Annotated in this window: 11 protein-coding genes; 6 read left to right on the top strand and 5 right to left on the bottom strand. The window is 72.4% G+C overall.

Going from position 1 to position 14,467, the window contains the following annotated elements:
• Nucleotides 1–310 precede the first annotated feature (310 nt).
• The coding region (locus ASC99_RS40350) for a helix-turn-helix domain-containing protein (RefSeq protein ID WP_235583027.1) at nt 311–656 on the bottom strand (346 nt) is incomplete at its 3' end.
• 302 nt (nt 657–958) lie between these two features.
• Here ASC99_RS40350 and ASC99_RS11335 point away from each other — a divergent pair.
• Nucleotides 959–4,141 carry a M28 family peptidase gene (locus ASC99_RS11335; protein WP_057230819.1) on the top strand — a complete coding sequence of 1,061 codons (3,183 nt, stop codon included), beginning with the start codon at nt 959–961 and terminating at the stop codon, nt 4,139–4,141.
• Nucleotides 4,142–4,201: 60 nt separating this feature from the next.
• Here ASC99_RS11335 and ASC99_RS11330 read toward each other — a convergent pair whose 3' ends face one another.
• Nucleotides 4,202–4,465 carry a hypothetical protein gene (locus ASC99_RS11330; RefSeq protein ID WP_057230818.1) on the bottom strand — a complete coding sequence of 88 codons (264 nt, stop codon included), beginning with the start codon at nt 4,463–4,465 and terminating at the stop codon, nt 4,202–4,204.
• 253 nt (nt 4,466–4,718) lie between these two features.
• Here ASC99_RS11330 and ASC99_RS11325 point away from each other — a divergent pair, with 253 nt between their 5' ends.
• Nucleotides 4,719–5,954: a beta-ketoacyl synthase gene (locus tag ASC99_RS11325; RefSeq protein WP_057230816.1), complete on the top strand. Its 1,236-nt coding sequence runs from the start codon at nt 4,719–4,721 to the stop codon at nt 5,952–5,954.
• 55 nt (nt 5,955–6,009) lie between these two features.
• Nucleotides 6,010–7,071, top strand: coding sequence for a serine hydrolase (locus tag ASC99_RS11320; protein WP_057230814.1), 1,062 nt, complete (start codon nt 6,010–6,012; stop codon nt 7,069–7,071).
• Here ASC99_RS11320 and ASC99_RS11315 read toward each other — a convergent pair.
• Nucleotides 7,056–7,496, bottom strand: a complete 441-nt coding sequence (locus ASC99_RS11315; RefSeq protein ID WP_057230812.1) for an NUDIX hydrolase — start codon at nt 7,494–7,496, stop codon at nt 7,056–7,058. The genes ASC99_RS11320 and ASC99_RS11315 overlap by 16 nt on opposite strands.
• 12 nt (nt 7,497–7,508) lie before the next feature.
• Entirely contained in the window at nt 7,509–8,990 is a 1,482-nt protein-coding gene (locus ASC99_RS11310; RefSeq protein WP_057230811.1) for an SDR family oxidoreductase, read from the bottom strand.
• Between the two features lie 180 nt (nt 8,991–9,170).
• Between ASC99_RS11310 and ASC99_RS11305 the strand changes: the two genes are divergently transcribed.
• Nucleotides 9,171–9,914, top strand: a complete 744-nt coding sequence (locus ASC99_RS11305) for a trans-aconitate 2-methyltransferase (protein WP_057230810.1) — start codon at nt 9,171–9,173, stop codon at nt 9,912–9,914.
• A 382-nt stretch (nt 9,915–10,296) separates the two neighbouring features.
• A complete protein-coding gene (locus ASC99_RS11300) occupies nt 10,297–12,045 on the top strand; it encodes a glycosyl hydrolase family 18 protein (RefSeq protein WP_057230808.1) in 1,749 nt (582 codons plus the stop codon).
• A 103-nt stretch (nt 12,046–12,148) separates the two neighbouring features.
• On the opposite strand, the gene ASC99_RS11295 is transcribed toward ASC99_RS11300, so the two are convergent.
• Nucleotides 12,149–13,333 (bottom strand): serpin family protein, encoded by a 1,185-nt coding sequence (locus tag ASC99_RS11295; protein WP_057230806.1) that lies wholly within the window; start codon nt 13,331–13,333, stop codon nt 12,149–12,151.
• A 362-nt stretch (nt 13,334–13,695) separates the two neighbouring features.
• Between ASC99_RS11295 and ASC99_RS41685 the strand changes: the two genes are divergently transcribed.
• Nucleotides 13,696–14,328 carry a transglycosylase SLT domain-containing protein gene (locus ASC99_RS41685; protein ID WP_057230803.1) on the top strand — a complete coding sequence of 211 codons (633 nt, stop codon included), beginning with the start codon at nt 13,696–13,698 and terminating at the stop codon, nt 14,326–14,328.
• Nucleotides 14,329–14,467: the final 139 nt, after the last annotated feature.

Here is a 14,467-nt window from a genome sequence, read left to right as displayed (position 1 = left end):
GTGCCGGGCAGCCGGGCCAGTACCGCCCGCAGGGTGCGCTCGACCGCGGTGGCGGTGTCGGGGTGGGAGTGCGCCTCGCCGGCGCGCAGGTGTGCGGCGAGCAGCCCGGCCAGCGCGTGCGCGGTGTCGACGTCCAGCGGCGGCGCGGTCTCCGGGTCGGCGGCGCAGAACGCCAGGTGCAGCGCGGCGAGGTCGGCGGGCGCGGGCACCTCGCAGCCGGCCGCACCGTGCAGCGGGCAGAGCATCCCGTAGTCGGGGAGCCGGGCCGGTGGTCGGCCGACCAGCAGCGGCAGCGGGAGCGGCGGGGGGNGGGCGGCGCCGGGCAGCGGTGGCCGGGTGAGTCCGGCCGGGACGGGCGGTCCGGCGCGTTCCCCCTGTTCCGCCCGGCGGCACGCAGCGCTCAGGTCGCCGTCGGCGGCCAGCAGCCGGTCGAGGTGGTCGGCGACCCGGGGGGTGGCCCGGCGGGTGCCGTGTTCGAGCCGGCTGACCGCGGTGTGGTCGTAGCCGATCTCGGTGCCGAGCTGTGCCTGGGTCAGGCCCGCCCGCCGCCGCCAGTGCCGCAGGCGGTCGCCGAAGGCCCGCCAGGAGTCGGCGGCCGGCGTACCTGCGGAGGGGGCGTCCTCGACCAGGGTGGCGGCGGTGTCGGTCCGGTACACGGTCGGCCTCCCCGAGTCCTACGCGATCTCTCCGCGATCCCTCCGCGGGTATCTGGACGGTACTGGACGAGCACCCCGTCCGTACATGACGTGGTATCAACCTCTTTGCGAAAAGCGCAGCTTGACAGAACTTGCCAACTGCACGGAAGGCCGGTGGGAGCCGTTGACCGTGGCATGACGGCGTGTGAGGGTTCCGGCACCCGAACGCTGACACCCACTCAGCCGCCCCCCGCTGCGGCCGTGGAGCGTGCCGTCGGCATGCCGTCCGCGTTCGAGGACCCCCACGTCCGAGGAGCCTCGCAATGAGACGAAAAATCCTGACGGCAGGTACCACCCTGACCGTCCTGGCCGGTCTGCTCGCCGTCACCACGGCCGCGCAGGCCGCGCCCGATCCGTCCCCGGCCACCGTCGCACCCCCGAGTGCGCTGGCCGCCGCCGTCTCCGCCGCCGACCAGGCGGCCGCGGCGGGCCTGGACGCCCTGGCCAAGGGGCCGGGCGAGAGCTACGAGCGGCACGCGGTGACCCCGTGGCTCGGTGGGCTCTACTCCGTTGCGTACGAGCGGACTTACCGTGGTCTGCCGGTGGTCGGCGGCGACGCCGTGGTGCTCGCCGACGGGCAGGGCCGGATCCGCGGCGTGCAGTCGGCGTCCACCGGGGCGGTCGGCGTGCCGACCACGCCGAAGGTGACCGCCGCGACCGCCGAGCAGACCTCCCGGGCCCAACTCCCCACCGTGGACGGGGTGCAGTCCAGCCGCCTGGTGGTCCGGGTCAAGGACGGCCGCTCCAAGCTGGCCTGGGAGACCGTGCTGACCGGTCGGACCGCAGACGCGCCCAGCACGCTGCACGTGTTCGTGGACGCCCGCTCGGGCGAGGTGCTGGACAGCTACGACGACGTCCGTGCCGGCACCATCAACAGCAAGTGGAACGGCTCCCAGACGATCAACACCACTGCCTCCGGCGGCACTTACTCGCTGCGCGATCCGGGGCGCCCCGGGTTGAGCTGTGCCGACTACAGCTCGGGCGCGGTGTTCTCCAAGTCCAGCGACACCTGGGGCAACGGGAGTTCGACCAGCAAGGAGACCGGCTGCGCCGACGTGATGTTCGCGGCGCAGAAGGAGTGGGACATGCTCCGCGACTGGCTGGGCCGCAACGGCCACAACGGCAACGGCGGCAGCTGGCCGGTCAAGGTCGGTCTGAACGACGTGAACGCGTACTGGGACGGCTCCTCGATATCCATCGGCCACAACAACGCCAACGAGTGGATCGCCGCGATGGACGTGGTGGGCCACGAATTCGGCCATGGCATCGACCAGTTCACCCCCGGTGGGGCGAACAACGAGTCCGGTCTCGGCGAGGCGACCGGCGACATCATGGGCGCGCTGACCGAGGCGTACGCCAATCAGAGTGCCCCGTACGACGCCCCGGACTACACCGTCGGCGAGATGATCAACCTGGTCGGCAACGGCCCGATCCGGGTGATGTACAACCCCTCGCAGGTGAGCGGGAACCCGAACTGCTACTCCTCCTCGATCCCGAACACCGAGGAGCACGCCGCGGCGGGCCCGATGAACCACTGGTTCTACCTGCTCGCCGAGGGCTCCAACCCCGGTGGCGGCAAGCCCACCAGCCCGACCTGCAACAGCAGTTCGGTGACCGGGGTGGGGATCCAGAACGCCGGGAAGATCTTCTACGGCGGGATGCTGCTGAAGACCAGCGGCATGACCTACAAGAGGTACCGGACCGCGACCCTGACCGCAGCCAAGAACCTCGACCCCAGCTGCGGCTACTTCACCCGGGCCAAGGCGGCCTGGGACGCGGTCAGCGTGCCGGCCCAGGCCGGTGACCCGACCTGTACGCCGTCCGGCAACAACGACTTCGGGCTGACCCTCGGTCAGACCTCAGGCTCGGTCCAGCCCGGCGCCTCCACCACCGCGACGGTCAACACCTCGGTCACCTCGGGCAGCGCGCAGACGGTGAACCTGACCGCCTCCGGTGCGCCGACCGGTGTCGCGGTGTCCTTCAACCCCTCGTCGGTGCAGGCAGGTTCGTCCTCGACGGTGACCTTCGCGGCCGCCGCCACGGCGGTGGCGGGCACCTACACGATCACGGTGACCGGTACCGGTACGGTCAGCCACACCGCGCAGTACACCCTGACGGTGGGCGGTGGCGGCAACCCCGGTGGCAACGCACCGGACATCGACGTGGCCCAGGTGCAGGCGCACCTGACCCAGCTGAACACCATCGCCTCGCAGAACGGCGGCAACCGGCGGGCCAGCACGGCCGGTCACTCGCAGTCGGTGGCCTACGTCAAGGCCAAGCTCCAGGCGGCCGGTTACACCGTCTCCGAGCAGAGCTGCACCTCCTGCAGCTACGTCTCCAACAACCTGATCGCGGACTGGCCGGGCGGCCCGGCCGACCAGGTGACCATGTTCGGCGCCCACCTGGACAGCGTGGCGGCCGGGCCCGGCATCAACGACAACGGCTCCGGTTCGGCGGTGCTGCTGGAGAACGCGCTGGCGCTCGCCCAGGCCAACCCGACCCTGACCCGGCACGTCCGGTTCGCCTGGTGGACGGGTGAGGAGCAGGGCCTGCAGGGCTCCGCCCACTACGTCGGGCAGCTGAGCTCCACCCAGCGCAGCGCGATCAAGGGCTACTACAACTTCGACATGGTCGGTTCACCCAACGCCGGCTACTTCATCAACAACATCAACTCCGCGACCTCGGCGCCGATGAAGGCGTACTGGGACTCGCTGAGCCTCCAGCCCGAGGAGAACGTCGAGGGCCAGGGCCGCTCGGACGACTACTCGTTCCAGCAGGGCGGCATTCCCACCTCCGGGTACGCGGCCGGCGCCAGCGCCACCAAGACCGCCAACCAGGCCACCAAGTGGGGCGGTACGGCCAACCGGGCGTACGACTCCTGCTACCACCAGTCCTGTGACACCACCTCCAACGTCAGTGCCACGGTGCTGAACCGCAGCGCCGACGGCGTGGCGTACACCCTGTGGAAGACCTCGGTCGGCGGCACCGTCCCGACCAACGACTTCTCCGTCTCGGTGAACCCGGCCACCGGCAACGCGACTCCGGGCAACTCGGTCAGCGCGACCGTGTCCACCGGCGTCACCTCGGGCAGCGCGCAGACGGTCAGCCTGACCGCCTCCGGTGTACCCGCCGGTGTCACGGTCACCTTCAACCCCGCCTCGGTGCAGGCAGGTTCGTCCTCGACGGCGACCTTCCAGGTGGGTGCCTCCACCGCCGCCGGCACCTACAGCATCACGCTGACCGGCACCGGCTCGGCCACCCACAGCACCACCTACTCGCTGGTGGTCGGCAGCGGCCCCGGCACCGGGACCTGGGCGGCCGGCACCACGTACAAGGCGGGTGACATCGTGACCTACAACGGCGTCAGCTACCGCTGCATCCAGGGTCACACGGCCCAGACCGGCTGGGAGCCGCCGATCGTTCCCGCCCTCTGGCAGCGCCTGTGATTCATTGAACGTGCCGCGGCTCGTCGAGGGGGACGAGTCGCGGCACCGTCATGTCCGCTGTTACCGCGTGTCGCCGCCCCAGTCCCAGCGCTGCGGGTCACCCGGGCGGGGGCGGTAGCGGGCCCGGCCGCCCGCCCCGTACGCGCCGATCTCGGTCGGCAGCGCGGCTCCGACCGCCAGCTGCTCGCCGCTCCAGCCGGTGACGTCGAGCAGCAGTCCGTCCAGCGGCCCGGCCACCAGCTCCCGGTAGACCCGGCCGGGGCGGGGCCCGGCGTCCTCGTGGTCGCTGCCGTAGACCCGGCCCCGGAGCAGTTCATCGTCCATACCCGCCAGTTTCCCGCGCACCACTGACAGCGCGACGTGGTCAGGACTTGTGGCCGGAGTGGCCCCGGATGCTGCCCCGGGCCGCCGCCCTGGTGCTGAGGTGAGCTCGGGTGGGGCGTTCACCCGTACGGGTGCGGCTCGGTGCGGCGCGGGGTGTGCTCCGTTCGGATGCGTCCGGTTGTGACCAATAATGACGTTCCATGTGCTTCTGTGCTGCTGTTTCGATCTGTCGGTCCGTCATCGCCCCTCGGGGATGGCTCTGTTGAGGCGGGAGGCGGTCGCGGTCACCGGGCTGGGGTTGCTCGCGCCGAGCGGTGTCGGGGTGACGGCGGCCTGGGACGGCCTCTGCGCCGGGACGTCCTTCGCGGTCGCCGACCCGGAGCTGGCCGGGCTGCCGGTGGACTTCTCCTGCCGGGTCCCGGAGCTGGACGTCAAGGAGCTGCTGGGGCACAAGCTGGCCCGGCGGCTCGACCTGTTCACCGTGCTGGCCCTGCTGGCCGCCCGCGAGGCGACCGCGAACGCGGGCCTGGACAGCGCGAGTTGGGACGGTACCCGGGTCGGGGTGGTGATGGGGGTGGGGATCGGCAGCATGCAGAGCTGGCAGCCGGAGTTCGACCGGCTGGCGGCGGGCGCGCCGGAGAAGGTCTCGCCGCTGGCGCTGTCCCGCAGCCTGCCGAACATGGCGGCCGCCGAGATCGCCCTCGACCTCGGCGCACTCGGCCCCAACCTGGTGGTCAGCACCGCCTGTGCCTCCGGCAGCAGCGCCATCGGGATGGCCCGCGAACTGCTGCTGGCCGGCTCCTGCGACCTGGTGCTGGCGGGCGGCGCGGAGTCGGCCCGGATGCCGATGCCGGCGGCCTGCTTCGCCCAGATGCGGGCCCTCTCCCGCCGCTCGTCCGACCCGGCCGGCGCCTCCCGGCCGTTCGACCTGGACCGGGACGGCTTCGTGCTCGGCGAGGGGGCGGCCGTCCTGGTGCTGGAGCGTCAGCAGCACGCCCGGGCCCGGGGCGCCCGGATCCGGGCCCAGCTGGCGGGCTTCGGCTCCTCCTGCGACGGGCACCACATCACCGCCCCGCACCCCGAGGGGGACGGCGCGGCCCGGGCCCTGCGCGGCGCGCTCGCCGACGCCGGTCTCGACCCGGCCGACATCGGCCACGTCAACGCGCACGGCACCGGCACCCCGCACGGGGACGCGGCCGAGGCCAGGGCGCTCCACTCGGTCTTCGGCAGCCCGCCCCCGGTCACCGCGCTCAAGGGCGCGATCGGCCACGCGATCGGCGGGGCCGGGGCGATCGAGGCGGTCTGCACCGTGCTGGCCCTGGAGCAGCAGCTGATCCCGCCCACCGCGAACCTGGACGCCCCCGACCCGGCCTGCGACCTGGACGTGGTCACCAAGGTGCCGCGCCCGCACCGGATGGCGGCCGCCGTCAGCAACTCGTTCGGCTTCGGCGGGCAGAACGCGGTGCTCGCCTTCACCCGCTGCCCGTAGCGCTGTCAGGAGCCGTCGGCCGGACCGGAGTGGTAGCGCCGATAGGCTGATCCCCATGGTGGATCTCGGTGGGGCAGCGCAGCGGACGGCGGACCAACTGGCCGAGGAGCGGGCCGGGGTGGTGGTGGCCGCGCTGGCCGACGGCCGGGCGGAGATCCGCTCGGCGGGCGCGGTGGCGACCGACACCGTCTTCGAACTCGGCTCGGTCAGCAAGGTGTTCACCTCGCTGGCGCTGGCGGTACTGGTCACCGAGGGTCTGGTCGAACTGGACCAGCCGGTCGCCGAGGTGCTCCCCGAGGCGGCCGGTCTGCACCGGCGCGGCGAATCGGTGACGCTGCGTCAACTCGCCCAGCACACCTCGGGGCTGCCCCGACTGCCGCACGGCATGCTGCTCCCGGCGCTGCTCAACCCCGGCCGCCCCGACCCGTACGCGAAGCTCACCGAGCCGGTGCTGCTCGGCACCCTGCGGCGGACCAGGCTGGGCGCCGTACCGGGCAGCCGGTTCCGCTACTCGAACCTCGGGGCGGGCCTGCTCGGCCTGGCGCTGGCCCGCCGGGCGGGCACCGACTACGAGGGGCTGATCGCCGACCGGATCACCGGTCCGCTCGGCCTCGTCGACACCGCCGTCACCCCGGCCGACCCCTCGCGGCCGGCCCAGGGGCACGACCGGCGCGGCCGCCCGGTCCCCGGCTGGGACCTGGCGGCGCTGGCGGGCGCGGGCGGCCTGCGCGGCACCGCGGCCGACCTGGTTACCTTCCTGGAGGCCCAACTGGCCCCGGAGCAAACGCCGTTGGCCGAGGCGATCGCGCTCAGCCGTACCCCCGAGCACCGGATGAATCCGTTCTCCTGGATCCACCTGGGCTGGATGGGTCAGCGCCTGCACCTCCGCCAGGGTGGTCACCTGCAGCTCTGGCACAACGGTGGGACGGGCGGCTTCTCGTCGTTCCTCGGCTTCGACCCGGGCGCCGGGACCGGGGTGGTCGTGCTCACCAACACCCAGCGCTCGGTGGACGGTTCGGCCGGGGCGCTGCTGACCGACCTCTCGACGGCGGTCGGCGACTCGACGGCTGGTGGCCCGGCGGATGACTCGACGGCGGCGGGTCAGGAGGTCCGGTAGCGCCAAGTGCCGGGCGGGGCCTGGTAGTCGGGCAGCCAGCTGGCCAGGACCTGGGCCGAGGGGTAGAACATCGGCTCCGGGAGCGCGTCCACGGGCACCCGCTCCCAGCCCGCGCAGGCGTGCGGCTCGGTGACCAGCGCGGGCAGGTCGCACGGCGGGGCCAGCACGGCGGCGGTCAGCCGGGGCCGGCCGAGACCGTGGTCGAGCAGGACGGCGAGTACCCGCATCCGCTCGGCGGGCAGCACGATGCCGGTCTCCTCGGCCAACTCCCGGGCGGCGGCCTGCTCGAAGGACTCGCCCGGGTGGTCCACCTTGCCGCCGGGCAGGCTCCAGGTGGGCGGCTCGCCGGGGGTGATCCGACGGCCGATCAGCACCCGGCCGTCGGTGCTCGGCACGATCACGCCCGCTCCCAGCAGTGGCGCCACAGCAGTCAACTCCTACCAGGGGGAGGGGGCGTAGTCCTTGAGGAAGCAGCCGTACAGGTCCTCGCCCAGTTCGCCACGGACGATCGGGTCGTAGACCCGGGCCGCGCCGTCGACCAGGTCGAGCGGGGCGTGGAAACCCTCCTCGGCGAGCCGCATCTTGTCCGGGTGCGGGCGCTCGTCGGTGATCCAGCCGGTGTCCACGGCGGTCATCAGGATGCCGTCGCTCTCCAGCATCTCCTTGGCGCTGGTGCGGGTCAGCATGTTGAGCGCGGCCTTGGCCATGTTGGTGTGCGGGTGGCCCGCACCCTTGTAGCCGCGGCTGAACTGGCCCTCCATGGCGGAGACGTTCACCACGTACTTGCGCCGCGCCTTGGAAGCCGCCATCGCCGGGCGCAGCTTGCTGACCAGGATGAACGGGGCGGTGGAGTTGCAGAGTTGGACCTCCAGCAGCTCGATCGGGTCGACCTCGCTGACGGTCTGCACCCAGCTGTTGGAGTCGTGCAGGTCGGGCACCAGGCCGCCCGCGTCGATCGCGGTGCCGGCCGCGATCCGCTCGACCGAGGCGGAGCCGCTGACCAGGGCCAGCGCGGTGACGTCCTCGGCACTGATCAGCTCGCGGGGCCCGCCCTGGCCCGGCAGTGCGGGGCGGTCCACGCTGCCGCTGCCGAAGCTGCCGATCACGGTGGAGCTGGGGAGTTCACCGGCGGGCAGCGGGGCGTTCTCGGCCAGGACGAGCTCGCGGTAGGCGGCGGGGGAGCGGCGTACGGTCTGCGCGGCGTTGTTGATCAGGATGTCCAGCGGCCCGTCGGCGGCCACCTCGTCGGCGAGCGCGACCACCTGGGCCGGGTCGCGCAGGTCGATGCCGACGATCTTCAAGCGGTGCAGCCAGTCGGCGCTGTCCGGCATCGCCTTGAAGCGGCGGATCGCGTCGTTGGGGAAGCGGGTGGTGATCGTGGTGTGGGCACCGTCACGGAGCAGCCGCAGCGCGATGTACATCCCGATCTTGGCCCGGCCGCCGGTGAGCAGCGCCCGACGGCCCGTCAGGTCCGCGTGGGCGTCCCGGCGGGCCCGGTTGTCCTTCGCGCAGCTCGGGCAGAGCTGGTGGTAGAAGGCGTCCACCTCGGAGTAGCGCTGCTTGCAGGTGTAGCAGGAGCGCGGGCGCTCGAGTATCCCGGCGATCTCGGTCGTGGTGGCGGTGGTGAGGCCGAAGGCCCCGGCCGTCTCGTCGTCGATCCGGCCCGGCGCACCGGTCGCGGTGGCGGCGGTGACGGCGCGGTCGTGCGCGGTCTTCCGGGCCCGGGTCTCCTGGCGGCGGCGCTGCTTGAGGGTGCGGAACACCCCGCCGACGGCCTGCCGGACGGTGATCGCGTCCGGGTGGTCGACGTCCAGCTTGTCCAGTTCGGCGAGCACGCTGAGGCAGAGCTCCAGCCGTGCGGGGTCGATGCCCGGGCCGTACTCGATCTGCTCTTCGGTGCCTTGGGTCTCGCCCGCCATTACCGCACTGCTTCCTCTGCCGCCCTACCTGGTTACCGGTCGAACTCTACGGAGTGCGGAGCGGGCGGCCAAACCTCGACCGAAAAGTAATGACTGCTAAGTGCTTGCGGGCGTTACCCGCTACTCCCTAAGCTGCGTAATGGACGAAGAGCCATAGGGGTCATTACCTAGGGAGCGGACATGAACGACTGGAACGCCTGGCAGCGCAGCTGGGACCGCCAGCAGGAGTGGTACATGGTCGACCGCGAGGAGCGGTTCCGAGTGATGCTCGACCTGGTCGAGGCGGTCGCCGGGCCGGCGCCCCGGGTGCTGGACCTGGCCTGCGGGACGGGCAGCATCAGCGAGCGCCTGTTCGCCCGGTTCCCGGCGGCGGTCAGTGTCGGGGTGGACCTCGACCCGGCCCTGCTCACCATCGCGCGCGGCCACTTCGCCGAGGAGCGCAGGCTCACCCTGGTCACCGCCGACCTGCGCGACCCGCAGTGGGCGGCCGCGCTCCCGGAGGGTCCGTACGACGCCGTGCTGACCGCCACCGCCCTGCACTGGCTGGACACCGAGGACCTGCTCCGGCTCTACGGGGACCTGGCCGGGCTGGTCCGCCCCGGCGGCCTCTTCCTGAACGCCGACCACACACCCGAGACCGACATCCCGCTGCTGCGCGCTGCCGACGAGGCGTACCAGCTGCGCCGCCGCGAGCGCGAGCTGGCCGAGGGCGTGCAGGACTGGCAGGGCTGGTGGGCCGCGGCTGCCGCCGACCCGCTGCTCGCCGAACCGGTGGCGGCCCGCTCGACCGTCTACCGCGACCACAAGGACGGCGCGGTGCACCCGGCCGACTGGCACACCGGCCGGCTGCGGGAGGCGGGCTTCCGCGAGGCCGGGGTGGCCTGGCGGTCCGTCAGTGACTCGCTGGTGGCGGCGGTCCGCTGACTGGCGCGACTGCTCCATGGCCCGCCGTGCGGCCGACGGACCGTTTCTGACGGTCCGTCGGCCGTTGTGCTGTTCGGAGGTAGTGGGCCGGGCAAGCGCCGGCAAAGGCTTTGGTGGCGAACTATTAGGACTCTTGACAGACGACTGGTCTAGTCCAACGATAAGCGTTGTCCATCCGACCGGGATGCGCTGTGGGGTGTGAATCCGGCCGGCGGGGCTTGCCCTGCCCAGCTCCCGACCACCCCCGACCCGTACGGCGACCGTGCTCCCCGCACCGCCGTCCCCGCCCCGGTGCCCCTGGCGCGGGCGTTCCGCCACGGCTCCGGCCGAGGCTGCACACGTGGCACCAACCACCAACGTCCACCCGTCTGTTGGAGAACCCATGCGCCTACGTAGATCAGCCCAGGCCGTCGTGGCCGCCCTTGCGACCCTGGCCGCCTCGGCCGGCCTGATGACGGTGGGCACAGCCACCGCTCAGGCCGCGACCCCGCTGCCGACCCGGATCTTCGCCCCGTACTTCGAGGCCTGGACGGGCGCCAACCCGGCCGCGCTGGCCGCGCAGTCCGGCGCCAAGAACCTCACCATGGCCTTCCTGCAGACCGCCGCCAAGGGCTCCTGCACGCCGCTCTGGAACGGCGACGCCGCGATGCCGGTCTCCTCGGCGGTCTTCGGCGCCGACATCGCCACCATCCGCGCCAACGGCGGGGACGTCATCCCGTCCTTCGGCGGCTACACGGCGGACAACACCGGCACCGAACTCGCCGACAGCTGCACCGACGTGAACCAGATCGCGGCGGCCTTCGAGAAGGTCATCACCACGTACGAGGTGAGCCGGATCGACCTGGACATCGAGGACAACTCGCTGACCAACAGCGGCGGCATCGACCGCCGGAACAAGGCGATCAAGCTGGTCCAGGACTGGGCGGCGGCCAACGGCCGGTCGATCCAGTTCTCGTACACCCTGCCGACCACCACCCAGGGGCTGGCCGACAACGGGCTGAACGTGCTGCGGAACGCGATCGCCAACAACGCGCGGATCGACGTCGTGAACCAGATGACGTTCGACTACTACGACAACGCCGCGCACAACATGGCGACCGACACCCAGACCGCCACCACCGGCCTGTACAACCAACTGGCCCAGCTCTACCCGACCAGGACCCCGGCGCAGCTGTGGGGTTCGATCGGCATCATCGAGATGATCGGCATCGACGACTTCGGTCCGGCCGAGACCTTCACCCTGGCGAACGCCACCACGGTCTACAACTGGGCGCTCTCCAAGGGCGTCAACACGCTCTCGTTCTGGGCGCTCCAGCGCGACAACGGCGGCTGCGTCGGCACAGCGGGCTCCGACAGCTGCTCCGGCATCAGCCAGGGCACCTGGGACTTCAGCCGGATCTTCGCGCCGTACACCAGCGGGACCACCACTCCGGTGAACGACTTCTCGGTGACCGCCGCGCCCGTGGCCGGTTCGGTCGTGGCGGGCTCCGGTACGACCGCCGCCGTCTCGACGGCGGTCACCTCGGGGGCGGCACAGAGTCTGGCGCTGACCGTGACCGGCGCTCCGGCGGGCGTCACCGCTGCGGTCAACCCCGGTACGGTGAACGCCGGTTCGGGTGCCACGCTGTCGATCAGCACCACGGCGGCCACCGTGCCGGGCAGCTACCCGCTGACCGTCAAGGCCACCGGCGCCTCCGGCAGCCACACCGCCACCTACACCCTGACGGTGACCGGCACCGGCACCCCGACCGGTCTGGTCAACGGCGGCCTGGAGGCCGGCACGCTGGCCCCGTGGACCTGCCAGACCGGCGGCGCGGTGGTCTCCACCCCGGCCCATGGCGGCACCCACGCCCTGCTGGCGGCCGCGACCGCCTCGCAGACCGGCCAGTGCGGCCAGACCGTCACGCTGGCGCCCAACACCGCCTACACGCTGTCCGGTTGGGTCCAGGGCAGCTACGCCTACCTCGGTGTGAGCGGCGGCGCGACGGCCAGCACCTGGACGCCGGGCTCCGGCAGCTGGACCAAGCTCACGGTCCCCTTCACCACCGGCGCCTCCGGCACCGTCACGGTCTACCTGCACGGCTGGTACGGCCAGGGCGGCGTCTACGGCGACGACTTCTCGATCGCCTGACCGGATCCACCCGCCGGTGGCCCGGCCGTCAGCGCACCGCTGACGGCCGGCCGGGCCACCGGTGCGTCAGGCCCGGTGCGGCGGGCGGCTGCCGGGCCTGCTGTCAGTCGTCGTCCTCGGTGCCGAGGTAGGGCTCCGGGACGGTGTGCCAGCCGGCGGCCAGGGCGAGGCCGGACGGGCGGTGCACGGCGAGGAAGGCGAACGGACGGTCGAAGTCGACCTGCACGTGCCTGACCCGGTGCTGCGCCACACTTCCGCCGCTGCCGCGCGTCATGCCGACGGCGGTGACGGCACCGGCCTCGAAGCCGGCCGCGCCGAACGTGGCGGTGGCCGTCTGGCGGGCCTCGGAGACGATCAGCAGCTCCGCCGGGCTGATGCCGGTGAAGCCGTGCGCGGACCGGCCGGTGGCAGCGTCGAGGCCGAACAGCGGAGCTGTGGCGAGCAGGTCGTGCTCGGCACCGAGGCTGAACGGGACAGTGGTGACGGACAGCCGGTCCGCAGGCCGGGTGTCCAGCTGCTGCCGGATGCGCAGACCCGGCCCGGGCGTCCCGTCGGGGAGGGCGGCGGCGGGAATCCGGCGGTGGCGCCCGGCGAGCAGGTCGAGGCCGACGGTGAGGACGTCACCCAGGTCTGCCCGCTCCGGGCCGAGCAGCAGGTGGACGTCGATGTCACCGGTGCCGGGCAGCCGCAGTTCGGTGACCGGGCCGACGGACGTCTCGGCGAGCGACAGGGCGTCCGGCAGCTGCTCCAGGGGCACGGCCAGCGCCAGGCCCGCCAGCTCCTGGTGGATCCAGGGCCCGGATTCGGGACAGACCCAGGCACTGCGGAAGGGGTGGAGCCAGCGGGTGCGGACGGTCAGCGCACCCGCCAGCACCAGCCGGGTGTCCGGCCTCGGAGTCAGCGGCATCCGCCGGATCATTCCGCCGGTGCTCCGGTCGGCCCAGCCGTCGAGCCGGGCAGCGTCGGAGACAGGGTCACCGGTCAGCAGGCCGTGCGTGCCGGGGGGCAGTCCGGCGACCCAACCGGGTTCGAGGAGGAGATCGGCCGCGGTCCACACGCTCAGGGCGGCGCCGGTTTCCGGCAGCCGGTCCAGCGTCGCGAGCAGATCGCGGGCCGGGCCCACGGCCTGCTCGGCCGAGGCGCCGACGGCCTCCTCCAACTCGCGCCGGACCACCTGGTCGGCCCCGGTGGCGAGGAAGGCGAGCAGCGGCCAGACCCCGACCGCCGTGAGAACGGTGCCCTCCCGGGCTGCGGTACCGCGGGCCCACCGAGCGGTGAGCGAGTTCACAGCCTGTACGGTCTGCGCCGAATCCAAAGGTCCACCCCCGTTGTCGGGCCGGCCCCTCCGGCCCCGACTGTCCGGCCGAGCGTACGGGCTCGTCACAGCCCGCGCACCGCGATTGCGGGCGGGGAGGCAAGGGGACCTTCGGCACCGGAACTGTGGACCGTCGGCGGACGTGACCTTCTTCACCGTGCGGCCGCCGACTGTGTTGACGGGGCGTCAACTGTGCTGCTGTGGAGCTGAGTTGCTGTCAAGTGTGGCGTCCGTCATGCCGCGGTCGGTGCTTGCCCGGGCCCGTTCCGTCCCGCAGTCTCGAAGTGCGCCCTGAGTGCGGCGCCCACTTCCCCCCAACCCGGAGGTACTGCGGCATGCGTGCGTTCACCATCTCGAAGGTCCGAATACGGTACGACCGGCTGCCCAACCAGGTGCTCGGAATCGGCGTCGCCGGAGCGATCGCGGTCACCGCGATCCTCCCGGTCAGCCAGGCCCTCGCCGCCGAGCCCGCCGCCGCGCAGCCGGTCACCCCGGTCGCCGCCCCGGTCGCTGCCCCGGCTGCCGAGCCGGTGGCCGAGCCCGCCGCCGCTCCGGCTGCGGCTCCGGTCGCTGCCCCGGCTGCCGAGCCCGCCCCGGCCGCGCCCGCGGCCCCCGTCTACGCCGACAACCTGGACGGCTGGATCCAGGAGGCCCGCGACGTGCTCAAGGCCGCCGGGAAGCCCGTCCCGTCCGCCAAGGCGATGCGCGCGACCGCGATGTCCGAGTCCACCGGCAACCCGAAGGCCGTCAACGGCTGGGACTCCAACGCCAAGTCCGGCACCCCGTCGATCGGGCTGACCCAGATGATCCAGCCGACCTTCAAGTCCTACGCGCTGCCCGGCCACACCGACATCCGCAACCCCGTTGACAACCTGATCGCCAGCTCGCGCTACTGCGACGCGGTCTACGGCGGGATGGACAAGATGGCGGCCGCCCGGGGCTACGGCTCGCACTGGAAGGGCTACTAGGCCCTGCGCCTGTAGGTTCCTACAGCAACGCGACTACGCCACCCGGGCGAGCTTGTACGGATCATCAAGGATTCCGTGTGAACTGGCTTTCGACCTGGGTATCGGTGAACATTGACGGTTGGGTGCGGGGCGCCCGAGT

It is taken from the genome of Kitasatospora sp. Root107, from assembly GCF_001424875.1.
Classification (GTDB): domain Bacteria; phylum Actinomycetota; class Actinomycetes; order Streptomycetales; family Streptomycetaceae; genus Kitasatospora.
Note: the sequence above shows the minus strand (reverse complement) of the source record. Positions and strands in the feature narration are given on the sequence as shown.

What these genes read in the sequence shown, in the direction of transcription:
- ASC99_RS11320 (WP_057230814.1), top strand. Translation starts at nt 6,010, where the DNA reads ATGGTGGATCTCGGTGGGGCAGCGCAGCGGACGGCGGACCAACTGGCC.
- ASC99_RS11330 (WP_057230818.1), bottom strand. Translation starts at nt 4,465, where the DNA reads ATGGACGATGAACTGCTCCGGGGCCGGGTCTACGGCAGCGACCACGAG.
- ASC99_RS11305 (WP_057230810.1), top strand. Translation starts at nt 9,171, where the DNA reads ATGAACGACTGGAACGCCTGGCAGCGCAGCTGGGACCGCCAGCAGGAG.
- ASC99_RS11335 (WP_057230819.1), top strand. Translation starts at nt 959, where the DNA reads ATGAGACGAAAAATCCTGACGGCAGGTACCACCCTGACCGTCCTGGCC.
- ASC99_RS11310 (WP_057230811.1), bottom strand. Translation starts at nt 8,990, where the DNA reads ATGGCGGGCGAGACCCAAGGCACCGAAGAGCAGATCGAGTACGGCCCG.
- ASC99_RS11300 (WP_057230808.1), top strand. Translation starts at nt 10,297, where the DNA reads ATGCGCCTACGTAGATCAGCCCAGGCCGTCGTGGCCGCCCTTGCGACC.
- ASC99_RS41685 (WP_057230803.1), top strand. Translation starts at nt 13,696, where the DNA reads ATGCGTGCGTTCACCATCTCGAAGGTCCGAATACGGTACGACCGGCTG.
- ASC99_RS11325 (WP_057230816.1), top strand. Translation starts at nt 4,719, where the DNA reads ATGGCTCTGTTGAGGCGGGAGGCGGTCGCGGTCACCGGGCTGGGGTTG.